Raw genomic sequence first — 25,314 nt, forward strand, 5'->3', positions numbered from 1 at the left:
GGGTCCGCGCGCGGCCGGGGATCGGTGGCGTCGGCGTCCTGGCGGTCGAGGATCAGGTGGGCCCGCATGCTGACGGGGACATTCGACGCCGTCGGGGACACTTTGTCGCCGGCGGGTGCCATCGACGCGTGCGGGGACAGGAAACTCGTCCCCGTACGCGTGGGCTGTCCCCGTCCGGAAGAGACCGCACCCCGCCGCGCGGAATGTCCCTGGCGATGTCGCCGGCCGGGGTTTGCAGCCGGGGTTTGCAACGCCCGTCTAGACCGTGATGAGTGGGAGACTGGGATGGACCGCGCTCAGGTCTTCAGGGTCGGAGGTCACCACGGTGTGCCCCTGCTCCTGCGCCAGCAGGGCGACGTGAACGCCAACGATGTCCCGGTGTCCGCTGCGTCCGCACAGCAGGCCGACAGCTCGTGCCGTCATGTCGTCCAGCGATGCCACGTGCACGCTGGGATCCGCTAATAGTCGCGCGACGCGGGCCTGCCGAGGGCCTCCCCGCCAGGCCTGTGCCACGACGCCGGCGGGAATACTCAGAGGCAGGCCCGTCTCCAATGCTCGGCGAAGGAGCGCGCGGACCCGCGAGTCCCCGCGCTCAAGCGCGAGCAACGCACCGGTGTCGAGAGTCAGGCCCTTGACGCTCTTCTTGCTGGTGGTGGTCACGCCAGTCCCAGCGCCTTATCCGCCCAGGCCAGGTCGGCGTCGTCGACGGGGCCGAGCTCGCGATCAAGGTCGTCCAGCAGCTGGGCGAGGTCGTCCTCCCGCTGTGCGCGAGCGACCGCTGCGCTGATGAAGCCCGACACCGACGGAGCCCTGCCCTGCTCGACCGCGCGACGGATCGAGATGACCTGCTCGTCAGGGAGGCTCACCGCGATCTTCTGAGTCATACCCGGATCATACCAAGGGTGGCGCAGACGCCTCGCGCTGAGGTGCGCGCCCCCGGTGAGGAGCCGCTCGTCGTCGAGCCGCCCGCGGAGTGAGGGGGAGGAGGTCTCGCGCCGGCGGGGGGCGGTGGCGTCGGCGTCCTGGTCGGTCGAGGACTGGGGGACCCGCGCGCTGACGGGGACATTCGACGCCGTTGGGGACACTTTGCCGCCGGCGGGTGCCATCGACGCCGTCGGGGACAGGATTCCCGTCCCCGAACGCGCAGGTTGTCCCCGTCCGGACGAGACCGCACCCCGCCGCGCGGAATGCCCCCGACAGCGCGGCCAACAGCAACGCGGATCACCTTGACCCTCACGTAGCGTGAGGGGCGAGGCTACCCCGCATGAGTACCTTCAACGCATTTGAGATGAGCCCCGTGCCCGCGCCCAGCGAGGACGCCCAACCGCCCGAGCCCTTCCACGGCATCTACGGCATGCCGATGTTCGTCACCGTCCCGACGTCGGACCTGGACGCCTCGGTCGACTTCTGGACTGAGGCACTGGGCTTCTTCACTCTGTTCAGCATTCCCGGCCAGCTGGTGCACCTGCGCCGCTGGGCCTTCCAGGATGTCCTCCTGGTGCCGGCGCCGCAGGCGCCCGACCCGGCCGACGGCCCCTCGATGAGCGTCAGCTTCTCCTGCGTCCTGTCCCAGATCGACGAGATCGCCGCGGCCTGCGAGCAGCGCCGACCGGGCAGCGTCACCGGCCCGCGCGTCACTCCGTGGAACTCCCGCGAGGTCGAGGTCGTCACCCCCGAGGGCGTGCGTGTCATCCTCACCGCCGCCAGGCCCCTGGACCCGAACGGCCCGCAGGCCGAGGGCCTCCGGCGCATCGGCATCGAGGCGCCCGAGGCCTGACTGCAACTGCCTCCCCTCTTGTGATCGGGGACATTCGACGCCGTCGGGGACCTTTTGCCGCCGTCGGGTGCCATCGACGCGTACGTGGACGGAATTCCCGTCCCCTTACGCGCACACTGTCCCCGTCCGGAAGAGACGGCACCCCGCCGCGCGGAACGCCCCCGTCGGCGTCCCCGGCCGAGCGAAGGCAGCCGGCGTCAGGATGCTGGGTGGAAGCGCGCGCCCGACGTCGGGTCGGCCAGCCAGGCCAGGGCCGCCTCGATGCGTGCAGGGGTCGAGCTCAGCAGCGGCTCGGGCAGCGCATCCGGCGCGAACCAGCCCACCTGTGTGGACTCGTCGTCGGCCACGTGGGCGCGATCCGCGCTGCCGGGCCTCGCCCGCCCCACGAAGTTGATGTCCATGAACACGCAGTTGTCCCCGTTGGGAAAGGCGAAGGGTTCGCCCGCGGTCACGCTTGTGACGGCCAGCACATCCACGTCCACGCCGGTCTCCTCCAGGCACTCGCGCCGGATCGCCACCGCCGGCTGCTCGCCGGGCTCGGGGATGCCGGAGACCACCGCCCAGCGCCCGTTGTCGGCGCGCCGACCCAGCAGGAGCCGGCCGGCCTCGTCGACGACGACGATGCTCACCCCCGGCAGCCACAGCATGTCGTGCCCGATCCTCTGTCGCAGGGAGACGATGAACTCCGGAGTCGCCATGCCGCGAGCCTAGACGATCACCGGCTGAGCGGGTGGAGTGGGAGGCGACCGCGGGGGCTGGCGGTTGCCAAGTGCCGGCACTCGCTTAACACTTCGACCGAATCTTCAAAAAAGACCCGGAGCCGCGTCGTTTATGAAGATTCGGTCGAAGTGTGTGGGGGAGGTGCGGAGGTAGGAGGTGAGTGGCGGGATGGGTGGGGCACAGCGCACCCCGGCCCCGCCTACATGAGCATGGCGACGATGACCCTCGTGAGGGCCGCCATGACCCACGCCGTGATGAACATGTAGGTGTAGGCGATGACCGGCCACTTCCAGGTGCCGGTCTCCCGGCGCATTGCCGCAGCCGTGGCCATGCACTGCAGGGCGTAGACGAAGAACACCAGGATCGCCGCGATCGTGGCCGGGTTGAACAGCTGGTCGCCGGCCTTGTTGGTGAGCGTGTCCTTCTGGTACGTCATCGTGGCCAGGTGCGCGCTGGGCTCCTCGGGGTCCTCGGCGGCGGCGATCTGGCCGAGGGTGGCCACGAAGGTCTCGCGCGCTGCCAGCGAGGACAGGATCGCCACGTTGACGCGCCACTCGAAGCCCAGGGGTTCGAAGACCGGCTGCACCGTCTTGCCGATGGCGGCTGCCCAGGAGTTGTCCATCGTGTAGGAGGTCTTCTGGGCCTCCAGCAGCTTGCCGAGCTCCTCGGGGTCGGTGATGACCTGCCCGTCATCGTCCTTGATGGTCGACGACGCCGGGTCCTCCACCGCCGCGGACACGGCCGCGCACTCGGCGCTGGCGGAGCAGTGGGCGTTGAACTGCTCCTCGGAGCGCATCGGCACGTTGAGCAGCACCCACAGGATGAGCGTGGTCAGGGCGATGACGGTCCCGGCCTTCTTCACGAAGCCCTTGCAGGCGTCCCACACCATGATGAGAACGGTGCGCGGGCGCGGCAGCCGGTAGGGGGGCATCTCCATGTAGAAGGGCAGCAGCACTCCGCCGCGGTCGGTGAGGCGCTTGACCACCCAGGCGGCCGTCATCGCGGAGACCGCCCCCAGCAGGTAGAGGGCGAACATGACGGTGCCGCGCGCGCTCAGCGGCCCGATCTTAGCGTCGGAGGGCACCATGATGGAGGTGAGCAGGACGTAGACGGGCAACCGCGCCGAGCAGGTCATGAGCGGGGCGGCCAGCATCGTGGCCACCCGGTCCTTGGCGCTGGGCAGCGTGCGAGTCGCCATGATCCCGGGGATCGCGCAGGCGAAGGAGGACAGCAGCGCCACGAAGGCCCGCCCCTCCAGTCCGGCCCGGCTCATGATCCGGTCCATGAGGAAGGCGGCGCGCGACATGTACCCCACGCCTTCGAGGAAGGCGATGATGAGGAACATGATGATGATCTGGGGGACGAAGGTGAGCACCGCGCCCACGCCCCCGATGAGACCGTCCCCCAGGAGCCCCGCCAGCAGCGGGTGGGACTCGTCGAGCCAGCCGTGCACCAGCTCCCCCAGGGCGCTGAACCCGCCCTCGACGGCGTCCTGGAAAGGTGCCGCCCAGGTGAAGATCGCCTGGAAGAAGACGTACATGATGGCGAAGAACACCAGGGATCCCAGGACGGGGTTGAGCAGGACCTTATCGACGGCGGTCGTGATGCGGTCCTGCTGGGGCGCCTGGTAGTCGGCGGCCTCCAGGATGGAGTCGGCCCAGGAGGCCACCTCGGTCGGCTCCGTCGGTGCGGGCAGCGGCGGGCGCTGCCAGGAGGGGATGTCGGTGAGGTGCTCGCGCAGCTCGGGGATGCCGATGCCGCGGTTGCCGACCACCCGCACCGCCGGGATCCCCAGGGCCTGCCCGAGGGCCGCCACGTCCAGGCGCCCGGCGCGCCGCGTGAGCTCGTCGGTCATGGTGACCACCAGGCAGGTGGGCAGCTCCAGGGCGAGGGCCTCGGCGACGAAGTTCAGCCCTCGCCGGAGCGTCGTGGCGTCGACGACGACCACGAGGGCGTCGGGCACGGTGATGCTCTGCGAGGCGTCGGTGAGGACGTCACGCACCACCTGCTCGTCGGGGCTGATCGGGTTCAGGGAGTAGGCGCCCGGCAGGTCCTCGATGGTCAGGCTGGTCTCGCCGATCCGGCAGGTCCCCAGCGACCGTGCCACGGTGACGCCGGGGTAGTTGCCGGTCTTGGCGTGCAGGCCGGTCAGGGCGTTGTAGATGGAGGTCTTGCCGGCGTTGGGGGCGCCGGCCAGGGCGACCCTCAGGGCGCCGGCCACCAGGGTCTTGGAGCTGGAGGACCCGCAGTGGCAGTCGGGGGCGCCGGGGACCTCGGAGGCTGCGCAGTGGTCACTCATGGGTGCTGCTCCTCACGCTCGGTGGTGCCGGCCCGCTGCCCGGTGAGGGGCTCGACGACGTCGGCCTCGGTGAGGACCTCGACGTGAACCATGCGGGCCTCGTGGCGACGCAGGCACAGCTCGTAGTCGGCGACGCGGTAGACCACCGGGTCGCCCAGCGGGGCGCGGCGCAGGGGCGTCACGGTCCGGCCGGGCACGAAGCCCAGGTTGCTCAGTCGCTGGGAGATGGGGTCCTCGACCGTGTCCTCCTGCAGGGCGATGACCCGGGCGCTGGTCCCCAGACGCAGATCGGACAGGCACGTGTGCGTCGACGGCGGGGCGGCTCCTGCGCCGGTCGGTTTCGCTGTGCTGTGAGGTGAGACTGCAGTCGCCATGTTGCTCTCAGAGCTCCTCGGATCCTAAGTCTGTGATTGGTCATGATGCGGGACTACACATCGACCATGACATTCTAAGGTGAGGCTTAACTATCGTCACGACTTTGGGACGGCACCGACACAGATCAGGGGTGGGCCCACGCCCCGCAACGCGTCGAGCCGGGCACTTCTCGCGCAGCCGGGAGGAAAAATGGCGGGGCTGTGCGAAAAGTGCCCGGCTCGGTGGCGGGCTGCTTGGGGGAGGGTCTACTCGTCGATCCGGCGGACCTCGACCAGCCAGGGGCACCGGCGCCGCAGCAGGTGCTCGAAGCGCGCGTGCATCGTGATCTCCGCGGCCGGGCAGTGGTCGCAGGCGCCCTCCATGGCGATCTCGACGACGCCGTCGCGCACCGAGTGCACCACGAGCGCGCCCCCGTGGCTGTTGACGAAGGTTCCCAGGGAACCGTCGGCGATCTGCCGGGCGGCGGCCTCCAGGGCGTCGTCGGGGCCGGAGGCGTGGGCGGTGGCGGCGCCCTTCCACGACTTCGGGGCGCCCAGGGCGTCCACCAGGGCGGATCGCACCCGGGCCCCCTCCGTGCGCCAGTCGTGGCCGGTGCCCAGGAGGGTGAGCACCCCGCCGCCGTCGACCCTCACCGAGCGCAGGGTGCCGTCATCCAGGAGCTGTTGGAGAAGCGCCGGGGCGTGGGCGACCTCCCCGGTGAAGGCCAGCAGGCCGTCGGGAATGACCCACCGCAGCACGTCCGGGTCCGGCGTGGTTGTCGGGTGCGTGGGAACGACGGGCACGGCTGACTCACTTCTCCTGATGTCCGGGGTGCCCCCGCCGTCGCGGGGGCACCGTCCTGGTCACTGCTTCGTTGTGCTCCAGCTACATGAACGCTGCCACGAGTGCGCGGCTGAGGGCCGCCATGACCCAGGCCATGACGAACATGTAGGTGAAGGCGATGATCGGCCACTTCCAGGTGCCGGTCTCGCGGCGCATCGCACCGGCCGTGGCCATGCACTGCAGGGCGTAGACGAAGAACACGAGGATCGCGATGACGGTGGCCGGGTTGAACAGCTGGTCGCCGGCCTTGTTGGTCAGGGTGTCCTTCTGGTAGGTCATCGTGGCCAGGTGGGCGCCGGGGTCCTCGGGGTCCTCGGCGGCGGCGATCTGGCCGAGGGTGGCCACGAAGGTCTCGCGCGCCGCCAGCGAGGACAGGATCGCCACGTTGATGCGCCACTCGAAGCCCAGCGGTTCGAACACCGGCTGGACCACCTTGCCACCCTTGGCCGCCCAGGAGTTGTCCATCGTGTAGGAGGTCTTCTGCGCCTCCAGCAGCTTGCCGAGCTCCTCGGCATCGGTGATGACCTCGCCGTCATCGCCCTTGACGGTGGAGGACTCCGGCTTGTCCACGGCCGCTGCGATGGCGGCGCACTGCTTGTCGGAGGCGCAGAAGGCCTCGAACTGGGCGTCCGAGCGCATGGGGACGTTGAGCAGCACCCACAGGACGACGGTGGTCAGGGTGATGATCGTGCCGGCCTTCTTCAGGAATCCCTTGCAGGCGTCCCACACCATGATGAAGACGGTGTGCAGGCGGGGCATGCGGTAGGGCGGCATCTCCATGTAGAAGGGCAGCAGCACCCCGCCGCGGTCGGTGAGCTGCTTGACCACCCAGGCGGCCGCCATCGCGGAGACCGCGCCCAGCAGGTAGAGGGCGAACATGACCACGCCGCGTGTCCCGAAGGGGCCGACCTTGGCGTCGCCGTCGACCGTCAAGGAGATCATGATGACGTAGACGGGCAGGCGGGCCGAGCAGGTCATGAGGGGGGCGGCCAGCATCGTGGCTACCCGGTCCTTCGTGGAGGGCAGCGTGCGAGTGGCCATGATCCCGGGGATCGCGCAGGCCAGCGAGGACAGGAGCGCCACGAAGGCCCGCCCCTCCAGGCCGGCGATACTCATGACCTTGTCCATGAGGAAGGCGGCGCGGGACATGTACCCCACGCCCTCCAGGACGGCGATGATGAGGAACATGATGATGATCTGGGGGATGAAGGTGAGCACCGAGCCCACACCCCCGATGAGACCGTCCCCCAGGAGCCCGGCGATGAGCGGATGGGACTCATCGAGCCAGTTGTGCACCAGTCCGCCCAGGTACCCGAAGCCTCCTTCGACGGCGTCCTGGAAGGGAGCCGCCCAGGTGAAGATCGCCTGGAAGAAGAGGAACATGATCGTGAAGAACACGATGGTGCCGGGGACGGGGCGCAGCAGGACCTTGTCGACCGCGGAGGTGATCTGGTCGTTCTGGGGCGCCTGGTAGTCCGCCGCGGCCAGCACCGAGTCGGCCCAGGAGGTGATCTCGTCGGGGTCGGTGGGCGGCGGCAGCGGGGTGCGCTGCCAGTTCTCGACCTGGGCGAGCTGGGCGCGCAGGTCGGGCATGCCGACGCCGCGGTGCCCGATGACTCGCACGGCCGGGATCCCCAGGGCCTGTCCGAGGGCTGCAACGTTGAGCCGGCCCGTGCGGCGGCTGAGCTCGTCGGTCATGGTGACCACCAGGCAGGTGGGCAGCTCCAGGGCGAGGGCCTCGGCGATGAAGTTCATGCCGCGTTGCAGGGTCGTGGCGTCGACGACGATGACCAGGGCGTCCGGCGCGCTGACCGTGGTCGAGGTCCCGGTGAGGACGTCGTGGACGATCTGCTCGTCGGGGCTGATCGGGTCCAGGGAGTAGGCGCCCGGCAGGTCCTCGATGGTCAGGGTCTTGCCGCCGACCTTGCAGGTTCCCATCGACCGTTGGACGGTGACGCCGGGGTAGTTGCCGGTCTTGGCGTGCAGGCCGGTCAGGGCGTTGTAGATGGAGGTCTTGCCGGCGTTGGGGGCGCCGGCCAGGGCAATGCGGGGAGCGCCGGCCACCAGGGTCTTGGAGCTTCCTGAGCCGCAGTGGCAGTCGGCGCCGTCATAGGGCTGCTCGCAGTGCTGCGACTGCCCGGTGGCGTGCCGCGTGGTGTTGTGGGTGCTCACAGAGTCTCTCCCGTGTTCGGTGCTTCGGGGTCGTCGGCCGCGTGTCGTCCGGCAGGCCGGGGTTGGAGGATGATGCGGTTCTCGGCCTCCACAGTGGTGACCTGGATGAGCCTGGCCTCCTGGCGGCGCAGGCACAGCTCATAGTCGGAGACGCGGTAGACCACCGGGTCCCCCATCGGGGCACGGCGCAGCGGCGTGGCGATCCGGCCGGGGACGAAGCCCAGGTTGCGCAGGCGCTTGACCAGGACGCCGCCGACGCCGTCGTCGGCCAGGCCGGTGATACGTCCGCTGGTGCCGGGGCTCAGGTCCGATAGTGCGAAGGTGGTCGCACCCGGTTCGGGAAGGTATGAGGTGCCTTCGGTGGCACGGTGTCGTGGAACAGCAAAATCCATGGTGTCCTCAGATCGACATGAAGAGGGCTTCGTCGATATGAGTCTAAGGCAATGCTTCTCACCCTCGCAGCAGGTCAGGAGGCCTTCTGCTGTGTTGAGACGCATCTGCGCGGAGGGATGGTGACAAGGAGATCCGATTTCTTAGTGAAACCTGGGAGTGGAAACTAAGGCTGCCCTGAGCTGAGTGGGGCTCGGTGGCGGGGTCATCCCATAAAAATATGCTGAGACCACTTCCTGCCTCCGAAGATAGATATTCTTGCGGAAGCAGGAAGTGGTTGGTCGATAAGATGTCGGGATGGTTGGTTGGGGATATTTCTACCTGAAGTCGAGAGCTGTTTCCCTGCGCTCTGCGGCCTCGGGAATCATTGAGTGGGATCGAGGTTTCCGGTGAGGTGAGGGCGGGTCAGCGGGCGGAAGGGTCGGGCATGTTCTGGGCGCCCAGGTAGTACACGTAGCCGAGCGGCACCACGAAGAAGAAGAAGGCGGCGCGGACCAGCCAGGCATTAACGTTCCATTTGTTGGCCAGGCCTCCGCAGACGCCGAGCCAGATCTTGTCAGCGGAACGGGCGGGCCAATCGAAACCAGTAGAATTCTGTGCTGTCATGGCGCATATTCTGCAATGCCTGATGCACTGATGTCACGCCGGGGTCACGGCCTGAATAAATGAGTGTCCAACAGGGGGTGACCGGGCGGTGAATATATCTGGTGTGAGGCTTGCGCGCACTGAGGGGGCAAGATGTGGGCAGGTTTCCTCCCACTTCCATGGGACGAACCTTGGAAAATACTTGATATCCAATAAGAGTGATGTGAATCTCTCCACGAGTCTCTCTTATTTGGTCCGATATCTCTTGTGAAAATAAGGGAGGTGTGACGACGGGCCTGTGCCCGGGGAGCTTCTACTTCCCGGACACAGGCCCGTCGTCACACCTTGGTAGTGAGCGCTCAGCGGGGCCGGTTCATGGCCACGGTGCGGGCGCGCTCGGCCCAGGAGTCGTCGAGCGGCTCGGGCTCCCAGGTGGTGCCGGCGTGCTCGGCGGCGCGGGCCAGCAGCCAGTCGGCCACGGTCGGGTTCTTGGGCAGCAGGGAGCCGTGCAGGTAGGTGCCGATGACGTGGTGGACGCGCCCGCCCTCGGTGGAGTCCTTGCCGTTGTTGCCGTCGCCCATCTTCACTGTGCCGAAGGGGCGTGCGCCCGACCCCAGGGTGGTCAGGCCGGAGTGGTTCTCGTAGCCGACCACCGCGCCGAAGTCCTCGGTGTCCAGGGTGATGTTGCCGATGAGGCGGGTGTCTCCGGCCACCGTATGGGCGTCCATGAGACTGATGCCGGGGATCTCCTGGCCCTTGGCAGTGGTGAAGCCGTGCCCGAAGAGCTGGTAGAGGCCGCAGATCGCCAGCATCGGGACGCCGTCGGCCGCCCACGCCTTGAGGGTGGGGCCGACCTTGACCAGGTCCTCCTTGATGCGGTCCTGACCGGAGTCCTGGCCGCCGCCGCCCACGAGGATGTCGATGTCGCCGGGCAGCTCGTCGCCCGGGTCGTAGGAGAGCAGCTCGACGTCGTAGCCCTGCCACTGGGCGCGCCGCGCCAGCACGAGCGTATTGCCCCAGTCGCCGTAGATGTTCATGTCCCGCGGGTAGAGCTGGAGCAGGCGCAGGTGCCCGCGGGCGGGGCCGTCAGTGGTGTGCTCGTAGCGCGCGGTCATGACATGACCTCCTCAACGTCCGTCATCTCGCCCAGGATCGAGCGCAGGGCCAGCATCGCGGTATAGGTGGTGAAGATCCGCATGGGGCGGTCGGTGTCGGCGGCCACCCGGCGCATGAGGGCCACGGCCCGGCGCAGGTCGGGCTCGACCTTGGCGACCTCGACCTCGTCGTAGCGCAGTCGCAGGGCCATGTCCCAGGCCCGCACCCCGGTGACGACGGCGACCCCGCCGGCGCGCAGGGCCGAGAAGTCCACATCCCACAGCCAGGACATGTCCCGGCCGTCGGCGTACTCGTCGTTGATGGCCACGACCACGACCTCGCCGTCCTGGGCCTGGGAGGCCGCCGAGAGCAGCCCCATACGGAAGCCGGCCGGGTTCTTGACCAGGGAGAGCTGGACGGGGCGGCCATCCAGGGTCAGCACCTCGCCGCGGCCGAAGGCGGCCTGCACGGTGCCCAGGGTGGTCAGCAGCCCGGGCAGGTCGGCGTCCTCGCCCAGCACCTCCAGTACCACCCCGAGGGCGGCGCAGGCGTTGAGCAGGTTGTGGACGCCGGGGATGGCGAAGTCAACCTCGTGGGAGACCCCGTCCACGCTCACGGTGGCGCGCTGGCCGTCGATGGCCTCCAGGGTGACGCGCGGTCCGGGGGCCTGGCCGGCCTGACGGGGGCTGACCAGGCCGGTGCGCAGGTCGTCGTCGGACAGGAACAGGGAGCGCAGGTCCTCCCCGGCGCCGAAGGAGACGACGCGGGCGCTGACGCCTTCCAGGAAGGCGGGGGCGGCCAGGCGCGGGTCATCGCCGTTGAGGACGACGACGTCGCTGGTGGCCTGGGCGATCGAGTGCAGCAGGGAGGCGGTGTAGTCGATCTCGCCGAAGCGGTCGAGCTGGTCGCGCATGACGTTGAGCAGGAGGCAGGCGCGCGGGCGGACCCGGGCCACGAAGTGCACGGCGTGGGCCTCGTCGAGCTCGAGGACGGCGATGTCGGCGTCCAGGTTGCCGGCGGCGTCGACCTCGGTGAGCAGGGAGGCGAGCACGCCGCGCACGAAGTTCGAGCCGGTTCGGTTGGTGAAGACCTTCAGGCCCTGCTCGCGCAGGAGCTGGACGACCATCTTGGTGGTCGTGGTCTTGCCGTTGGTGCCTGAGACCACGATGACGCCGCGGGGCAGGCGGCCGAGGGTGCGCTCCAGGAAACCGGGGTCGGTGCGCTCCATGACCAGGCCGGGGAAGGCAGTGCCGCCGCTGCCGCCGCCGCGCACGCGGGCGGCCAGGCGCGCTGTGCGGCCGAGGGCGACCGTAAGACGAGAACGCATGGAACTCCTGCTGGCTGAAGAGGGGCGCACCGACAATGCGATCGGGGCGCGGGTGCCTATATGGGCGCTGTCGGTGTCCATATGGCCACCGACTGGGCGTCAGTCTAGGGCAGCGGGGCCGGTCACGGATGCGTCACGATGCTCACGTGGCCGGCCCGGGTCGCGGGGGACGGGATGCTCGCGGGGCGGCTTACTGGGGGACGACGACGTGCAGGGCGCTGTCCTCGACCTCAGCGCGCAGGGTGCGGGTGGAGCCGGCCGTGTCGCCGTCGAGCTCGAAGGGGACGGGACGGTCGGCCTCGATGAGGACCTTCCGGGCGCGAGTGAGGGTGAAGCCCTCCATCTCCTGGCCGGTGAGGATCTGCGCCCCCAGGCGGGCCCAGTCCACGACCTTGCCGGGACTGGCCAGGAGCAGGTCGACCAGGCCGTCGGAGGGGGTGGCCCGCGGGAAGAGCGTCATGCCGCCGGTGATGGTGCCGACGTTGCCCATGAGGGCCATGACCATCCGACGGCGCACCGGGGGAGCGTCGTCGAGGGTGATGGTGGCGGTGAAGGGGTCGGGGACCGCGTTCTGGACGGCGGCCACCGCGTAGGCGCCCGAGCGGATGACCTTCTTCAGGCCCGAGTCGGTGGACTCCATGATCTGGGCGTCCAGGCCCATGCCGGCCATGACGACGAAGCGCTCCTGGCCGTCGTCGAAGGCGCAGGTGACCATGTCGATGGCCTGGAGACGGCCGTGCAGGGCCAGGCGGATGGCGGCGTCGGTGTCCAAGGGGACGGACAGGTTGCGGGCCAGCAGGTTGCCGGTGCCGGCGGGGATGAGAGCCATGGGCATCTCGGTGCCGGCCAGCTCGGAGGAGACGGCGCGCACGGTGCCGTCGCCGCCGGCCACCATGACCAGGTCGACGCCGGCCTCCAGAGCGCGACGGGCCATGGAGCGGCCGGGGTCGTCGGGGGTGGTCTCCAGCCAGACGGTGGGCAGCCAGCCGGCGGCGCGCACCTCGGCAGCGACCCGACGGCGCAGGAGCGAGAGATCGTCGAACTTGGTGGGGTTGTAGATGACGGCGGCACGCTTCTCGCTGCTGGCGCGTGACAGGCGACGGTTGACCCAGCTGGTGAGGATCGCGTCGATGCCGCCGACCCGCAGGGCCAGGTTCGCGAAGGCGGCGCCCAGGAGGAAGCCGCCGATGAGGTCGCTGAGCGCAGCCAGGCCCATGTACCACTGGCTGACGGCGGTCACGGCGACGGCCGCGTAGCCCAGGACGGTGCCGGCGGCGACCATGGTGCTGCGGTGGTGGGCGCGCGCGAGGGTCACCAGGACCCAGGAGGCCAGGGTCATCGCCGTGATGTGCGCGTTGGGGTAGGAGTACTCGAAGGCGGCGATGGAGTCGGAGAAGGTGGAGCCCGGGGCGGGGCGGGCCAGGTACAGGGCGATGAGGTACTGCGTGGGGATGCCGGCGGCGGCGATGGCCAGCGAGACGCTCAGGCGGCGCATGCGGGCCGTGTAGGCGTAGGCGACTCCGGCCACGATGAGCCCGAGGATGAGGAAGGGGTGGGTGAGGGTCGCGAAGGCCTCGGCGAGCTGGCCGGCGGCTGACCGCAGCTGGGCGTCGGGGGTCGGCAGGAGGGCGTCGATGGCGGGGGAGCGGTGTGTGGCGCCGGGGGCGAGCGGTCCCGGGGCGCTCAGGTAGGTCCACGCGAGGAAGGCCAGGGCGAAGCCGATGCACAGGACGGCCTCGACGTACTTCAGGCGTCGGGGGGCTCGGGGGGAGGGGGAGGCGGCGGTGGGGGCGGCGGAGTCGCATGGAGGCTCGGTCACGCTCGCTCGTCCTTTCCCCTGGGTGAATATCCGGGAGTCAGCCTAGCCGGTGCGCCTGTGGGCGGCATATGTCCCGGCTGTGGGTGGCGAAGTGGCTGGGGTGGTGGAGGGTGAGGGGAGCCGGTTCCGACGGCGGAGCCGGACGGCCGGCTGTGCGGGGTGCGTGGAGTGGTCGCGCCCTGGGGGCTGCGGCGGGGGTGTGATGACGGCAAGAGGAGTGAGGGACGAGAAAAGGGGGTTGCGGATGCGTCATGGATTCTTGATTTTGGAGAGCAGAGGTGGCGCGATGTGAGCGGAGCGAGAATGTTTCTGTCAGCTTCGCGTGTTGTCTGATGAATTCGGTGACGTGCGTGTGCACGTGAATGGCGACGTCGGCCTTAATCGCCTGCGAGGGAGGTGGGAAATGGGTACATTGAGCCGGTCAGTCCTGGGTGCCTCATAGTGCCCGTTCCCCCGACTCACCTCGAAGGACGCATGTCATGCGACAGCAGATTCGGTTCCTCACTCACGCCCTTGGTCGTCGCGAGACCCTCAAGTACCTGTCGATCGCGGCCGTCGGTGCGGCTGTCGCCCCGCTGACCGGCTGCTCCGGATCCACCTTGGCCTTCAAGAAGTTCGCCACCGGGACCTGGGAGGTCACCATGGACGGCCTGGAGAAGGCCCCTGACGTCACGGTGACGGTGGCGGACGGAAAATGGACCTTCGTCCCCAAGAGTGGAGACCAGGATCGTCAGACGGAGGGGACCTGGAGCTTGTCGGGTACGTCCTTGACGCTCAAAGAGACCGGAGATGCTGAGTGGTTCTTCAATGAGGGATCTCAGGGGGTTGGTGTGGGTATTCCGGAAGAGGTGAATACCGAGGAGATTCCGAAGTCATTCAAGTGGCGCTATGAGAGTGCTGACGAGATGGATATCCCAATGTCGTGGGACAAGAAGACCAAGACCTTGACTCTCACGGGTACCGACTCCGGCGGCGGGCCGTTTACGATCAACGCTAAGAAGCAGGAGAAGTAGCGGTCTTCGGTCGGGTTGCCACGTTGTGGCATGACGTTGCAGCGGGTCCTGTCTGCCTTCGTGAGCAGGCAGGACCCGTGTCACGTTGTGTGGGCGCGAGGGCTGGATGATCCGGCCCCTCCGGTCCGTCACTGCACGGCCCTTGCTCGGCGGGATCGTCGACGCGGCTCGGATGTATCGCTGATGCGCGAGCACCGGCGTCGAACGGTTCGGCCATGCGGGGCAACACGGCTACGTGTCTCGGGGTGGGATGTCTGAGCAGTTGGTGAGTGCCTGGTGGCCCTCACGCCCCAGGCCGCGGGCGCGGTGGGCCTCGAGTGCCTGGGCGCCAAGGCGCTCACTACCCAGCACCCCGCCGACGACGCGGACCGCCTCGTCCCAGTCGATCGGCTCCGGCGCGTAGGCCTTAGCCAGGGCGGGGTAGTCCGGCAGAAGCTCGTCGCGAGCACCAGGGCCGAGGGGAAGCACCTCGCCCTGCGCCCGTGATAGCACTCCGGCGATAGCCGTCATCAGGGCGATCCGCCGTCGGCCGGCGATGCCGTGCTCCGCCAGGAAGGCCAGGTAGGGCTCCTCCTGCCGGTACTGGACCGTGATCGACAGTGTGTGGAGGGCGTCCTGGAGCTCATCGATTCGGTGGGACTGCTCCTCGACCCTGCGACGCAGCTCCTCGAGTTCGGTGCTGGGATCCGGCATGTGTGGCCTCCTTCCCGGTGGTGTCCTCACCTCAGGGTAGAGCGTTCGGTCGGCGGCCTCGGTCCCGGGCTCCCACTGCCCGAGGGTCGGGAGGAACTGGCCGTGGGTTGTGCGCACTGCACGAACCCCCGACCCCCATGGAGTACGCCCGACCTTCGTGCCATGGCGCCCGACGCTCGTGCAGTGCAGGCGGTGGGGCGTGACTGTGAAGCGAGAAGTCGCGCCCGACCGAACCCCCGCGACGTGGGGAGGCTCGACGGTTGGGTAAGGGCCGGCGGCGAGGGACTGCGGGGTGTCGGTGTCCATGGTGCTGACATCAGCCCTGAATCGGTGCTGCATGCCTGGGCGAAACCACGGCATTCCAACGATCCCAGCTGGGTGCAGGGGCGTCGGGGCCGTTGATGTCAGCGCTGTGGACACTGAGCCATAGGGCTGATTGACCCCGGTGCGGTCTTGGTGGCGGAGCCAGACTCTCTCATCCCCAGGGTCGGCTGTGCTTCCCCTGTACGGGCCTGTTCCGGCTCTCGTGCAGGGGCTTGGAGGCCGTGGTTCAACGAGCTCTGATTCTCTCTCGGTCCGAGCCGACCTACTCCACCAGGGCAGGGATGAACCGGTCAGGCTTGGGCTCGTCTGCCCTGGTACGGCAGAAGGCCCGCGAGCGAACTCGCAGGCCTTCTCATCGTCGGGGTATTCGGCCTGGCGGCCTCTTACCCCCTCCTCCTCGGACGTCTCACGAGCAAGCTCGCGGACGTCCTCGTCGTCGGGGTGGCGGGATTTGAACCCACGACCTCTTCGTCCCGAACGAAGCGCGCTACCAAACTGCGCCACACCCCGTGTGCAGCAGGCGACAGCATAGCCTCCACCCACCGCGGGGAGGAAATCGGATCGGCTGAGTCCTCCGTCACGTCGGTGTTCGCTCCCCGTGGGAACCCGGTTGGCCCGAGGCGCCCACCGTGCCAGGCTGCTCACGGCGGGTCCACCTGCTGGCCCGCGCCCCGGAGCGCCCTGACTGGCTCGAGCCCGCTCATCCTCGGGCCCCATTCCGCCCGAAAGGCGCAAGGACCGACAAGACGCGAGGACGCCCGCTGAGCACCCGCCGCAGACAAGGAGTTCCCATGCGCATTGAGGCCGTCGTCGGCGACATCACCACCGAGAAGGTCGACGCCATCGTCAACGCCGCTAACAGCACCCTCCTGGGCGGAGGGGGCGTCGACGGCGCCATCCATCGCGCCGCAGGCTCCGGCCTGCTCGACGCCTGCCAGAAGGTGCGCGACACCGAGCTGCCCGACGGACTGCCGGTCGGCCGCGCCGTGGCCACCCCCGGCTTCGACCTGCCCGTCGCCTGGGTCATCCACACCGTGGGCCCCAACCTCCACGCCGGCGAGGACGACCCCGCCCTCCTGCGCGCCTGCTTCGACAGCTCCCTGGCGCTCGCCATCCAGCTCGGCTGCGCCGGCATCGCCCTGCCGGCCGTCTCCGCCGGTGTCTACGGATGGCCCATCGCCCAGGTCGCCGAGATCGCCGTGGCTGCGGCCCGCGCCGTCGAGCAGCGCTCCCACACCGATCCCGACGCCGTCGGCAGCCTGAAACTCATCCGCTTCGTCCTGTCCTCGTCGGACAACCACGAGGCCTTCGCCCGCGAGCTCGCGCGCACCGAGCACTGAGGCGTCGACCCGCCAGGGTCTTCCCTGCGCCCTCTCCTCTGCACCGGCTTCTGTCCCCCTCTCCTCGAACTGACGGGGACAAACGACGCCGTCGGGGACATCCCATAATGTTCGGGGACCACCCAGGACGGCCAGGGACGCCTGACGCGGCGGGGGACCGGAATCCTGTCCCCGGACGCGCGGACTGTCCCTGCCCGGAGGCAACGGCACCCGCCCGCGTGGAATGTCCCCGGACGGAAGAAAAACTCCCCGTACGCGCGGGCCGTCCTCCTACACTCGCCTGCATGACCACCGACGCTCATCACAGACACCCCTCCACCGCTCCGTGCGGCCCCAGCGGTCCCGGCGGCGCCACAAGGCCTATCGGCCCGGCCGGCCGCGACCCGCTGCCCCTGGCGGGGCGCATCGTTCTGGTGACGGGAGTCAGCCGCCGCATCGGCATCGGCCACGCCATCGCCTGCCGCGCCGCCGACTACGGGGCGAGCATCGTCGCCCACCACTACCGCCCGCACGACACCTCCCAGCCCTGGGGCGCCGACGACATCGATGCCGTCATGGACTCCATCCGCACCCACCTGGTCGGCCCCGCCCGGCTCATCGACATCCCCGCCGACCTGGCCGCTCCCGGGGAGCCGGCCCGCGTCGTCGAGCAGGCCGCTGCCGCCGCTGGCCACCTCGACGCCCTCGTGTGCAACCAGGCCATGAGCAGCCCCGACGGGTCGCTCAGCGAGATGACCGAGGCCGTCCTGGACGCTCACTGGGCCGTCGACGCCCGCGCCTCCATCCTCCTGGCGCAGGCCTTCGCCGCTCAGGAGGGCTTCGCCTTGCCCGCCCCCGCCGGCTCCGCGCGCCGCCGTGGGTCGATCGTCTTCCTCACCTCGGGCCAGGGCCTGGGTCCCCTGCCCGGGGAGATCGCCTACGCCGCCGCCAAGGCCGCCATCGCCGGCCTCACCCCGACGATCTCCGAGGAGCTCATCGACGCCGGCATCACCGTCAACACGGTCAACCCCGGCCCCGTCGACACCGGCTACGTCACCGAGGAGGACCGCGAGGCGACTGCCGTCATGTTCCCCCAGGGGCGCTGGGGTGAGCCCGACGATGCCGCCCGCCTCATCACCTGGCTTCTCACCGACGAGGCCCGCTGGATCACCGGGCAGGTCATCAACTCCGAGGGCGGCTTCGCCCGCTGGCGCCGCTGACTGCCGCGCCCAGGCGCCGGCGTACCTGTGCGCTCTGCCTGCCCCGTCCCACTGCGCGCACCCCGCGACCCCCACACACTTCGACCGAAACTTCAGAATCGACGCGGCTCCGGGTCGATTCTGAAGATTCTGTTGAAGTGGGGGGGAGTGCTGGCGGGGTGCGCCGTCTCAGGCCGGCAGCAGGCGCAGCAGCGTGGCCTCGGGCCGGCAGGCCAGGCGCACGGGCGTGTAGGGGCTCGTGCCGAGTCCGGCGGAGACGTGCAGGTACATGTGGTCGGCGGCTCGCGGGTCCCCGAGCCGGCCCGGCCACTGCGACAGCCCCGAGGCGCGCCCCCGGTCCAGGTCACAGTTGGTCACCAGTGCCCCCACCCCGGGCACGCACAGCTGCCCGCCGTGGGTGTGCCCGGCCAGGACCAGGTCGACGTCGTCGGCCGACATCGCCTCCAGGACCCGCCGGTAGGGGGCGTGCGTGAGCCCCAGCCGCAGAGCCCGGCCCTCGTGGTCACGGATCGCCGGCAGGGAGGTGGCCGACTCCGCTGAGTTGGCCACCTCGGGGACGGGCAGGACATCGCGGTTGGCGTGCGGGTCGTCGACGCCGACCAGCTCGATGCGCCGCCCGCGCACGGTCAGCGAGCCACGCCGGTTGGTCAGGTCCACCCAGCCGCCTGCGGCCTGCAGGTCACGGACCTCCTCCCAGGGCAGGGCCTCGATGTCCTCGTCGCGCACCCGGCTGGCGGCCTTGCGCGGGTCCCGGTGCAGGTAGCGCGTCGGCAGGCGGAAGACGGTGGAGCGGTAGTCGTGGTCGCCCATGACGAAGGCCCCGGGCAGACCCGTCAGCGGCTCGAGTGCTCGCCGCAGCGGCTCCAGCCCGGATGCCAGGGAGAGGTTGTCGCCGGTGTTGACGACGACGTCGGGCTGCAGCTGCGCCAGTTGCCGCACCCAGGCGACCCGCGCCTCGGTGTGGCCCGTCAGGTGAAGATCGGCCAGGTGCAGCACCGTGAGGGGCTCCTCGTCGGCGGCGAGCACCGGCACGTCGATGCGCCGCAGCACGGGGCACCTGGCCTCAATGAGGCTGTAGGCCAGCGTGGCCGCCCCCAGGGCAGCGGTGGTGCCGATGACGGACAGGGCGGCGCGGCCGGCAGGGCAGGGCGTCATGGGGAGTCGGGTCCTGTTCTGTGCAGTTGTCGTTCTCGCGGGGAGAGTCGCTCACCCGTGGGAGGGAATGGGCAGGGCAGGATCGTTCGCCACGGCCTGGGACATGTAGTCGCGCCACATCGGCACGGCCAGGTCACTACCGTAAATCTTCGGGAAGTACACCCCTCCGATCGTCCTGCCGACAAGGCTCCTGCCGCTCTCCGTGGCGTCACCGATCCAGACCGCGGTGGACAGCTGCGGGGTGAATCCCACGAACCAGGTGTTCTCGGCCTCATCCGTGGTTCCGGTCTTGCCCGCGATCGGTCGGCCGAAGACGGCGTCCTTAGCGGTACCTCCTGGTTCGGATGTGGCCCGGAGCGTTCTTGCTGTCTCGTCCGCGGCACCCTGGTCCATGGCCTGGGTGCAGTCAGCGCTGGGCACGGCCATCGAGGTGCCGCTGGCGTCCAGGATCTGGTCGATGGCGATGGGCTTGCAGTACTTGCCGCCGGAGGCGAAGGTTGCATAGGCGTTGGCCATGCTGATCGGTGGTACGGGTGTGCCTCCCAAGGCGATAGAGGGGTCAGGATCCAGTGGGCTCCCGTCCGCCTTGGTGATGCCCATGGAGGCGGCGAGCTTCGTGACCTCACAGACATCGAGGTCCCTGAGCATCTCGGTGAAGCCCGCATTGATGGACTGCTTCGTGGCTTCTCTGACGGTCATGACGCCGGCGTTGGTCCCGGCGACGTTGTTGACGGGCCAGGGGCCGGCCGCGCGCGCGGGATCACAGGAAACTGTGAACGTATTAGGCGGGTAGTTCTTCGGTGCGGACGCGTTCACCATCTGACCGGCTGTGTGACCAGTCTTGAGCCATTCGGCCAGGACGATTGCCTTGAACGTCGAACCGGGCTGGAAGCCGACGTTTCCGTCGGGGAGCTCGATTCCACCGTGCTTGGCGTCCGCTGCGAAGACGAGCTGGGAGTCCTCGTAGTTGGTGTTCTGGGCCAGAGCCTGGATTCGTCCTGTGCCGGGCTCGATCGAGACGATGGTGGAGTTGGCTCCGTCGGAGCCCCCGATCGGAGTTCTGGCTTGAATGACGGAGTCGGCGGCACTCTGACGCTCGAGGTTCAAGGTGGTGGTGATCTTCAGGCCACCGCGCGTCAGGAGCTGACGGCGGGCGGCGACATTAGGTCCGAAGTTCTCCGAGCCGAGGATCTCATTGACCACATAGGTGCAGAAGTAGGCGTAGCTGCCCGCAGCCCCACAGCCCGCGGGCGAGTCCTGAATATCGAGCTTGATCTCGGAGTTGACGGCCTCGTCGTACTGCTGCTTGGTAATGAACTTCTCTTCCAGCATCTTGGCCAGCACCCAGTCCCTACGGTTCTTGGCCAGTTCCGGCTGGGACTTGGGGTCGTAGGCGCTGGGTGCGTTGGTGGTTCCGGCCAGTAGGGCGGCCTCGGCCACTGTCAGATCCTTGGCGTGCTTATTGAAGTAGTGCAGCGAGGAGGCCTCGACCCCGTAGGTGGAGGGACTGAAGGCGGCGATGTTGAGGTAGCCCTCGAGGATCTGCTGCTTGGAGTACTTCTGCTCCAGGCTGAGGGCGAACTTCATCTCCCGCAGCTTGCGGGCCACGGTGCTCTCGGTGGCGTCCCGGATGAGCTTGTGGTCGTCGTTCTTCAGACCGGTCTCGATGAGGGTGTTGCGCACGTACTGCTGGGTCAGCGTGGAGGCGCCCTGACGCGAGCCGCCGGCGTTGTTGGACACCAGGGCCCGCACCATGCCGGTGGGGTCGACGCCCTGGTGCTGGTAGAAGCGCTGGTCCTCGACGGCGACGATCGCGTTCTGCATGTTGACCGAGATTGAGCTCAGGGGCACCACGATGCGGTTCTCCGCGTAGAACTTGGTGATCTCGGAGCCGTCGGAGGCCAGGAGGGTGGAGATCTGGCTGGGCGGCTGAACGTTGAAGTCGCTGGGGAGCTCCTCGAAGAGCTCGGCGGATGCTTTGGTCAGCGCTGCTGTGGCGCCCACGAAGGGGGCGGCGAAGCCCGCGGACAGGACCCCGCCGACGCACGAGAGAGTCAGGAAGACCACGAGCATCGAGACGACCTGGGGTGGTGTCAGGGAGCGCCCGCGCGCAGAGGATTTCGCCATGGCGTCAGCCTACGTGGAATCGCTTGGAGGATGCAGTGGCGTAGACCCTCTTCGGGCTGGGAAGACCCTTGGAGACCGGCTCTGCGCCCGCTGTTCGGCGGGACTGTGGGGTGACTCGACGGCGTGGCGGGCGCTCGACGACGGGGCGGCTCGGTCACATAGCGAGACAGCTCCGACATACAGATAATTCTTAGGAATTGTCCAGGTGAGAGTCACGGTGACGTCACGATCTTTTGAGGAGAGGTGTGGTTCGGAGGTGTCCTGCCGTCCGTGAGAACCGGAATCCCCAGCCGTGGGAAAGGCTCGGGGCGCAGCGGGCTCGATGTCCGACAATCGGCTCGCTATCAGAGAACTCTCCTTGTTGGTGCTGATCTTCGGCGCGCTGTCGGGGATCTGCGTCGATCGGATCGCCCAGGCCTCGAGGGGAGGATTTGGTGAGAGACACTCGATTGCCATACGGTAACGACTGTGACGTGACCGACAACGGCGTCGGCCGTTGAATGGATCGGGAGTGAGCATGATTCAAGACGACGACCAGACCTGGGCGGCCCAAGCGGCCTGCGCCACCGTCGAGCCTGACCAGCTCTTCGGCAAGGGCGCTGAGCAGCGCGACGCACGATCACTGTGCTTCGCATGTCCGGTTCGTATGGAGTGCCTGGCCGAGGCGCTCAACTCCGAGTCCAGCTTCGGCGTCTGGGGCGGGCTGACCGAGCGGGAGAGGCGGGCGCTGCTGCGGCGCTTCCCCGAGGTCGACGACTGGGGCCTGTGGCTCGAGCGCGAGGATGACGAGCTCGTCGCCGAGATCCACGCCCGCCGTGCCCCTCGCATCCTGGCCCGGGTGCGCTGCGCCTCCTGAGGGCCGTCCCGCGTTGCCGGCTTCCGGCGTTTGGCGACGAGCTCTAGGCTGAGACCCATGACTGCATCTTCTGAGCCCGTATCCGCTGCGCCCACCACCTGGGAGTACGTCACCGTCCCCCTCATCACCCATGCCACCAAGCAGATCCTCGACCAGTGGGGTGCTGACGGCTGGGAGCTCGTCCAGGTCGTGCCCGGCCCCTCCGGCACGGACAACCTCATCGCCTACCTCAAGCGCCCCCGGTCCTGACGGGCCGCCCGGCGAGGCCGGCACGCACGACGCCGCGCCTGCGGTCGGTACCTTCCGGCTGCAGGCGCGGCGTCGTCTCTGCGGTTGATGTGGGTGTCAGCGCCCGGCGGCTTCTCCGGTGCGCTGCGCTGAGGGCTCGCGACCCGAGACGGGACCTCAGCGGGCGCGACGGCGCAGGCGGTCGACGTCGAGCAGCGTGACGGCCCGGCCCTCCAGGCGGATCCAGCCGCGGGAGACGAACTCGGCCAGCGACTTGTTGACCGTCTCACGCGAGGCGCCCACCAGCTGGGCGAGTTCCTCCTGGGTGAGGTCGTGGGGGACGTGGACGCCGTCGTCGGTGGGTGAGCCGAAGCGGTCGGCCAGGTCCAGCAGGGCCTTGGCCACGCGGCCGGGCACGTCGGAGAAGACGAGGTCCGCCAGCGCGGTGTTCGTGCGGCGCAGGCGCTGGGCCAGGGCGCGCAGCATGTCCTTGGCCAGCTGCGGGTGGGACTCCACGAAGGTCATGAGCTGGTTGTGGTCCAGCGTCAGGAGCTCGGTGGGGGCCACGGCGGTGGCGGTGGTGGAGCGCGGGCCCGGGTCGAACAGGGTCAGCTCGCCGACGATCTCGCCGGGGCCGAGCACCGCGAGCAGGTTCTCGCGGCCGTCGGCGCTGGCGTGGCCGAGCTTCACCTTCCCGGAGAGGAGAATGTAGAGGCGGTCGCCTGAGTCGCCCTCGTTGAAGAGGGTCTCGCCACGGCGCAGAGTCGTCTGCGTCATCATGGCGCGCAGTTCCTCCTGCTCCTCCGGGCTCAGGCCCTCGAAGAGCGGGATCCTGGAGATAATGCTGTCTTCCACGGAGATCCTCCTGGTGGTTAGGGGGCTGGCATCCCGCATGCGGGAGCCCTCGGGTCTATCCTGCCACGGCTTGTGACCTGTGGCACGCCGTCGAGCATTGTAGCCCCCGTGTGTTGCAGGTCAAAGGGAAGTGAGCAACATCGGGTGCGTCGTGCGACACGGTCCTATCCGTGAGGTTGCGGGCAGGCGGCGGGATCGACTGCAATGGCGGTTTGCGGAGGACGACCCGCTCAGAGGCGGACCGGGGCTCGCAGGAGGAACCCTCCGGCGCGGGTGGTGCTGGGGCGCGGGTGGTGCCGCCGATGAGATCGCGGAGAGAGGACACAGTGCGCAGGGCAGTGAGTTGCGGGACCACCGGGGCCGAGGTGGTGGGGGCGGCCGGGGCTGCCCTCGAGGTTGCCGAGACGGCGCTGACGACCGAGACGGCCCGGCGCGCGGGCGCCGTCGACGACGAGCTCATGACCCTCTACCCCGACGCCGCCTGCGCCCTGGACCACGACGGCCCCTTCCAGCTGCTCGTGGCCACCGTCCTGTCGGCCCAGACCACTGACGCGCGCGTCAACACCGTCACCCCCGAGCTCTTCGAGCACTACCCCGACCCTGCCGCCCTGGGAGCCGCCCGGCGCGAGGACCTCGAGGCGATCCTGCGGCCGCTCGGCTTCCAGCGCGCCAAGGCCGGCCACCTGCTCGGCATCGGACAGGCCCTCACCGAGCGCTTCGAGGGGCGGGTGCCGCGCAGCCGCGAGGAGCTCGTGGCCCTGCCGGGCGTGGGGCGCAAGACCGCCAATGTCGTGCTCGGCAACGCCTTCGGCCAGCCCGCCATCACCGTGGACACCCACGTGGGCAGGCTCTCGCGCCGCCTGGGGTGGACGACGTCGAAGGACCCGCTGCGCGTGGAGAAGGACATCGCGGCCCTGTGGGAGCCGTGGCGCTGGACCGACGGCTGCCACCGGCTCATCGAGCACGGGCGCCAGGTGTGCTCGGCCCGATCGCCCCGCTGCGGCCAGTGCACACTGCTCGAGGCCGGGCTGTGCCCGCAGGTGGGGGTCTGAGGGCCGAGCCCGTGTAGGCCTGCGCTAGGCCGGCGCCGAGCTGACGCCGAGCCGGGCGGACGCTGCGTCGTCCTACCGTTTCTGCAGGGATGCGCGAAGAATGCGCTTCTCGGGGACGTCAGGTGGAGGTGTCCGGGACCGGTGTCGGGCTAGCCCCACCTTCGATTCGCCAGATGGCCGGATGGGCTGGGAGGGCCGGCGCCGTCAGGCTGGAGGCATGACTGCTCACTCGCCCCTGGCCTCCTCCGACCCGACCGCCGCCCCCGCCTCATCCCTGCCGTCCGCCACTCCGCCTGCCGGGCCGGGCACGACGTCGCCGGTCGCCATCCGGCTGCGCGGCCTGACCCGCGTCTACGAGGTCCCCGGACGCCAGGACGCCCGCGTCACCGCCCTGGACCATGTCGACGCCGACCTGCCCGAGGGCAGCTTCACCGCCGTCGTCGGGGCCTCCGGGTCGGGCAAGTCCACGCTGCTGCACTGCATGGCCGGCCTCGATGAGCCCACCAGCGGACAGGTGACCATGCTCGGCGCACTCACCTCCGGGATGCGGGCCGCCGAGCGGGCCCGGTTCCGCGCCCGCCACGTCGGCTTCGTCTTCCAGGAGTACAACCTCATTGCCTCCCTGAGCGCCGCCGACAACGTCTCCATGCCCTCGCGCCTGGCCGGGCGTCCCCTGAACGGCGCCCAGACCCGGGAGGCCCTTGACGCCGTCGGGCTCGCTCACCGCGCCGGCCTCAAGCCCCACCAGCTCTCCGGAGGGGAGCGCCAGCGCGTGGCCATCGCCCGCGTCATGGCCAGCCGCCCCCGGATCGTCTTCGCCGACGAGCCCACCGGCGCCCTCGACCTGGACTCCGCCGCCCTCGTCCTGGACTGGCTGCGCCGGCTCACCGAGCAGGGCACCACCGTGGTCATGGTGACCCACGACGTCGAGGCCGCCGCCAGAGCAGACGCGGTCGCCGTCATGAGTCAGGGGCACCTGGTGCAGTGGACCGACTGCCGTGACGCCCGCCAGATCGCCGAGCTCGTCCACTCGGCGCGAGCCACGCGCGCCGCCTGACCGGGACAGGAGCAGGAGAGGATCGGAGAAGATC

24 protein-coding genes and 1 tRNA gene are annotated in these 25,314 nt (G+C 69.3%); 8 read left to right on the top strand and 17 right to left on the bottom strand.

Going from position 1 to position 25,314, the window contains the following annotated elements; genetic code table 11:
- Positions 1–258: 258 nt before the first annotated feature.
- On the bottom strand, positions 259–660 hold the full coding sequence (locus tag JJJ14_RS01080; RefSeq protein WP_201444451.1) for a PIN domain nuclease: 402 nt from the start codon (positions 658–660) through the stop codon (positions 259–261).
- Positions 657–884 carry a toxin-antitoxin system antitoxin subunit gene (locus JJJ14_RS01085; RefSeq protein ID WP_201444452.1) on the bottom strand — a complete coding sequence of 76 codons (228 nt, stop codon included), beginning with the start codon at positions 882–884 and terminating at the stop codon, positions 657–659. Before JJJ14_RS01085 ends, JJJ14_RS01080 begins: the two co-directional genes overlap by 4 nt.
- Positions 885–1,264: 380 nt before the next feature.
- Here JJJ14_RS01085 and JJJ14_RS01090 point away from each other — a divergent pair, with 380 nt between their 5' ends.
- Complete coding sequence (locus JJJ14_RS01090) at positions 1,265–1,777, top strand: VOC family protein (RefSeq protein ID WP_201444453.1); 513 nt, start codon at positions 1,265–1,267, stop codon at positions 1,775–1,777.
- A 197-nt stretch (positions 1,778–1,974) separates the two neighbouring features.
- On the opposite strand, the gene JJJ14_RS01095 is transcribed toward JJJ14_RS01090, so the two are convergent.
- From JJJ14_RS01095 to JJJ14_RS01140, 10 genes are all read right to left on the bottom strand, one after another.
- On the bottom strand, positions 1,975–2,475 hold the full coding sequence (locus tag JJJ14_RS01095) for an NUDIX hydrolase (protein WP_201444454.1): 501 nt from the start codon (positions 2,473–2,475) through the stop codon (positions 1,975–1,977).
- 221 nt (positions 2,476–2,696) lie between these two features.
- Positions 2,697–4,796, bottom strand: coding sequence for a ferrous iron transporter B (feoB, locus tag JJJ14_RS01100; protein WP_201444455.1), 2,100 nt, complete (start codon positions 4,794–4,796; stop codon positions 2,697–2,699).
- Entirely contained in the window at positions 4,793–5,170 is a 378-nt protein-coding gene (locus tag JJJ14_RS01105; RefSeq protein ID WP_201444456.1) for a FeoA family protein, read from the bottom strand. The genes feoB (JJJ14_RS01100) and JJJ14_RS01105 overlap by 4 nt, the downstream gene beginning before the upstream one ends.
- Positions 5,171–5,416: 246 nt before the next feature.
- Positions 5,417–5,953, bottom strand: coding sequence for a NifU family protein (locus JJJ14_RS01110; RefSeq protein WP_003788019.1), 537 nt, complete (start codon positions 5,951–5,953; stop codon positions 5,417–5,419).
- A gap of 82 nt (positions 5,954–6,035) precedes the next feature.
- Positions 6,036–8,165, bottom strand: a complete 2,130-nt coding sequence (gene feoB / locus JJJ14_RS01115; RefSeq protein ID WP_201444457.1) for a ferrous iron transporter B — start codon at positions 8,163–8,165, stop codon at positions 6,036–6,038.
- Positions 8,162–8,557, bottom strand: a complete 396-nt coding sequence (locus tag JJJ14_RS01120) for a FeoA family protein (RefSeq protein WP_003788016.1) — start codon at positions 8,555–8,557, stop codon at positions 8,162–8,164. Before JJJ14_RS01120 ends, feoB (JJJ14_RS01115) begins: the two co-directional genes overlap by 4 nt.
- Positions 8,558–8,960: 403 nt before the next feature.
- Positions 8,961–9,161, bottom strand: a complete 201-nt coding sequence (locus JJJ14_RS01125; protein ID WP_075414755.1) for a PspC domain-containing protein — start codon at positions 9,159–9,161, stop codon at positions 8,961–8,963.
- Positions 9,162–9,499: 338 nt separating this feature from the next.
- Positions 9,500–10,255 carry a type 1 glutamine amidotransferase gene (locus JJJ14_RS01130; RefSeq protein WP_003788012.1) on the bottom strand — a complete coding sequence of 252 codons (756 nt, stop codon included), beginning with the start codon at positions 10,253–10,255 and terminating at the stop codon, positions 9,500–9,502.
- A complete protein-coding gene (locus JJJ14_RS01135) occupies positions 10,252–11,562 on the bottom strand; it encodes a Mur ligase family protein (protein WP_201444458.1) in 1,311 nt (436 codons plus the stop codon). Before JJJ14_RS01135 ends, JJJ14_RS01130 begins: the two co-directional genes overlap by 4 nt.
- 190 nt (positions 11,563–11,752) lie before the next feature.
- Positions 11,753–13,381 carry a diacylglycerol kinase family protein gene (locus tag JJJ14_RS01140; RefSeq protein WP_201444459.1) on the bottom strand — a complete coding sequence of 543 codons (1,629 nt, stop codon included), beginning with the start codon at positions 13,379–13,381 and terminating at the stop codon, positions 11,753–11,755.
- Positions 13,382–13,860: 479 nt separating this feature from the next.
- Between JJJ14_RS01140 and JJJ14_RS01145 the strand changes: the two genes are divergently transcribed.
- The gene (locus JJJ14_RS01145) at positions 13,861–14,394 is read left to right on the top strand and encodes a hypothetical protein (RefSeq protein ID WP_101586281.1); all 534 of its coding nucleotides are present in this window, start codon (positions 13,861–13,863) and stop codon (positions 14,392–14,394) included.
- Positions 14,395–14,625: 231 nt separating this feature from the next.
- Here the strand turns inward: JJJ14_RS01145 and JJJ14_RS01150 are convergent, their stop codons facing one another.
- Both JJJ14_RS01150 and JJJ14_RS01155 read right to left on the bottom strand, forming a co-directional pair.
- On the bottom strand, positions 14,626–15,087 hold the full coding sequence (locus tag JJJ14_RS01150; protein ID WP_201444460.1) for a hypothetical protein: 462 nt from the start codon (positions 15,085–15,087) through the stop codon (positions 14,626–14,628).
- 760 nt (positions 15,088–15,847) lie between these two features.
- A tRNA-Pro gene (locus JJJ14_RS01155) sits at positions 15,848–15,921 on the bottom strand.
- Between the two features lie 281 nt (positions 15,922–16,202).
- Between JJJ14_RS01155 and JJJ14_RS01160 the strand changes: the two genes are divergently transcribed.
- Both JJJ14_RS01160 and JJJ14_RS01165 read left to right on the top strand, forming a co-directional pair.
- A complete protein-coding gene (locus tag JJJ14_RS01160) occupies positions 16,203–16,751 on the top strand; it encodes an O-acetyl-ADP-ribose deacetylase (protein ID WP_101558965.1) in 549 nt (182 codons plus the stop codon).
- A gap of 284 nt (positions 16,752–17,035) precedes the next feature.
- Entirely contained in the window at positions 17,036–17,950 is a 915-nt protein-coding gene (locus JJJ14_RS01165; RefSeq protein ID WP_201444461.1) for an SDR family oxidoreductase, read from the top strand.
- Between the two features lie 168 nt (positions 17,951–18,118).
- Here the strand turns inward: JJJ14_RS01165 and JJJ14_RS01170 are convergent, their stop codons facing one another.
- A complete protein-coding gene (locus JJJ14_RS01170; protein WP_201444462.1) occupies positions 18,119–19,105 on the bottom strand; it encodes a metallophosphoesterase in 987 nt (328 codons plus the stop codon).
- A 51-nt stretch (positions 19,106–19,156) separates the two neighbouring features.
- Positions 19,157–21,232 carry a transglycosylase domain-containing protein gene (locus JJJ14_RS01175; RefSeq protein WP_201444463.1) on the bottom strand — a complete coding sequence of 692 codons (2,076 nt, stop codon included), beginning with the start codon at positions 21,230–21,232 and terminating at the stop codon, positions 19,157–19,159.
- 517 nt (positions 21,233–21,749) lie between these two features.
- Here JJJ14_RS01175 and JJJ14_RS01180 point away from each other — a divergent pair.
- On the top strand, positions 21,750–22,088 hold the full coding sequence (locus tag JJJ14_RS01180; RefSeq protein ID WP_201445034.1) for a WhiB family transcriptional regulator: 339 nt from the start codon (positions 21,750–21,752) through the stop codon (positions 22,086–22,088).
- 57 nt (positions 22,089–22,145) lie between these two features.
- Positions 22,146–22,337, top strand: coding sequence for a DUF4177 domain-containing protein (locus JJJ14_RS01185; protein ID WP_003787945.1), 192 nt, complete (start codon positions 22,146–22,148; stop codon positions 22,335–22,337).
- Between the two features lie 156 nt (positions 22,338–22,493).
- Here JJJ14_RS01185 and JJJ14_RS01190 read toward each other — a convergent pair whose 3' ends face one another.
- A complete protein-coding gene (locus tag JJJ14_RS01190) occupies positions 22,494–23,171 on the bottom strand; it encodes a Crp/Fnr family transcriptional regulator (protein ID WP_003787943.1) in 678 nt (225 codons plus the stop codon).
- A 302-nt stretch (positions 23,172–23,473) separates the two neighbouring features.
- On the opposite strand from JJJ14_RS01190, the gene nth reads away from it, so the two are divergent.
- Entirely contained in the window at positions 23,474–24,223 is a 750-nt protein-coding gene (gene nth / locus JJJ14_RS01195; protein ID WP_201444464.1) for an endonuclease III, read from the top strand.
- Positions 24,224–24,440: 217 nt separating this feature from the next.
- Positions 24,441–25,280, top strand: a complete 840-nt coding sequence (locus tag JJJ14_RS01200) for an ABC transporter ATP-binding protein (RefSeq protein ID WP_101558961.1) — start codon at positions 24,441–24,443, stop codon at positions 25,278–25,280.
- Positions 25,281–25,314 lie beyond the last annotated feature (34 nt).

It is taken from the genome of Actinomyces sp. HMT 175, from assembly GCF_016694895.1.
In the GTDB taxonomy this organism is placed as follows: domain Bacteria; phylum Actinomycetota; class Actinomycetes; order Actinomycetales; family Actinomycetaceae; genus Actinomyces; species Actinomyces oris.

Coding starts and splice junctions, on each gene's coding strand:
- JJJ14_RS01085 (WP_201444452.1), bottom strand. CDS start 884: ATGACTCAGAAGATCGCGGTGAGCCTCCCTGACGAGCAGGTCATCTCG.
- JJJ14_RS01090 (WP_201444453.1), top strand. CDS start 1,265: ATGAGTACCTTCAACGCATTTGAGATGAGCCCCGTGCCCGCGCCCAGC.
- JJJ14_RS01095 (WP_201444454.1), bottom strand. CDS start 2,475: ATGGCGACTCCGGAGTTCATCGTCTCCCTGCGACAGAGGATCGGGCAC.
- feoB (WP_201444455.1), bottom strand. CDS start 4,796: ATGAGTGACCACTGCGCAGCCTCCGAGGTCCCCGGCGCCCCCGACTGC.
- JJJ14_RS01105 (WP_201444456.1), bottom strand. CDS start 5,170: ATGGCGACTGCAGTCTCACCTCACAGCACAGCGAAACCGACCGGCGCA.
- JJJ14_RS01120 (WP_003788016.1), bottom strand. CDS start 8,557: ATGGATTTTGCTGTTCCACGACACCGTGCCACCGAAGGCACCTCATAC.
- JJJ14_RS01125 (WP_075414755.1), bottom strand. CDS start 9,161: ATGACAGCACAGAATTCTACTGGTTTCGATTGGCCCGCCCGTTCCGCT.
- JJJ14_RS01130 (WP_003788012.1), bottom strand. CDS start 10,255: ATGACCGCGCGCTACGAGCACACCACTGACGGCCCCGCCCGCGGGCAC.
- JJJ14_RS01135 (WP_201444458.1), bottom strand. CDS start 11,562: ATGCGTTCTCGTCTTACGGTCGCCCTCGGCCGCACAGCGCGCCTGGCC.
- JJJ14_RS01145 (WP_101586281.1), top strand. CDS start 13,861: ATGCGACAGCAGATTCGGTTCCTCACTCACGCCCTTGGTCGTCGCGAG.
- JJJ14_RS01150 (WP_201444460.1), bottom strand. CDS start 15,087: ATGCCGGATCCCAGCACCGAACTCGAGGAGCTGCGTCGCAGGGTCGAG.
- JJJ14_RS01160 (WP_101558965.1), top strand. CDS start 16,203: ATGCGCATTGAGGCCGTCGTCGGCGACATCACCACCGAGAAGGTCGAC.
- JJJ14_RS01165 (WP_201444461.1), top strand. CDS start 17,036: ATGACCACCGACGCTCATCACAGACACCCCTCCACCGCTCCGTGCGGC.
- JJJ14_RS01170 (WP_201444462.1), bottom strand. CDS start 19,105: ATGACGCCCTGCCCTGCCGGCCGCGCCGCCCTGTCCGTCATCGGCACC.
- JJJ14_RS01175 (WP_201444463.1), bottom strand. CDS start 21,232: ATGGCGAAATCCTCTGCGCGCGGGCGCTCCCTGACACCACCCCAGGTC.
- JJJ14_RS01180 (WP_201445034.1), top strand. CDS start 21,750: ATGATTCAAGACGACGACCAGACCTGGGCGGCCCAAGCGGCCTGCGCC.
- JJJ14_RS01185 (WP_003787945.1), top strand. CDS start 22,146: ATGACTGCATCTTCTGAGCCCGTATCCGCTGCGCCCACCACCTGGGAG.
- nth (WP_201444464.1), top strand. CDS start 23,474: ATGAGATCGCGGAGAGAGGACACAGTGCGCAGGGCAGTGAGTTGCGGG.
- JJJ14_RS01200 (WP_101558961.1), top strand. CDS start 24,441: ATGACTGCTCACTCGCCCCTGGCCTCCTCCGACCCGACCGCCGCCCCC.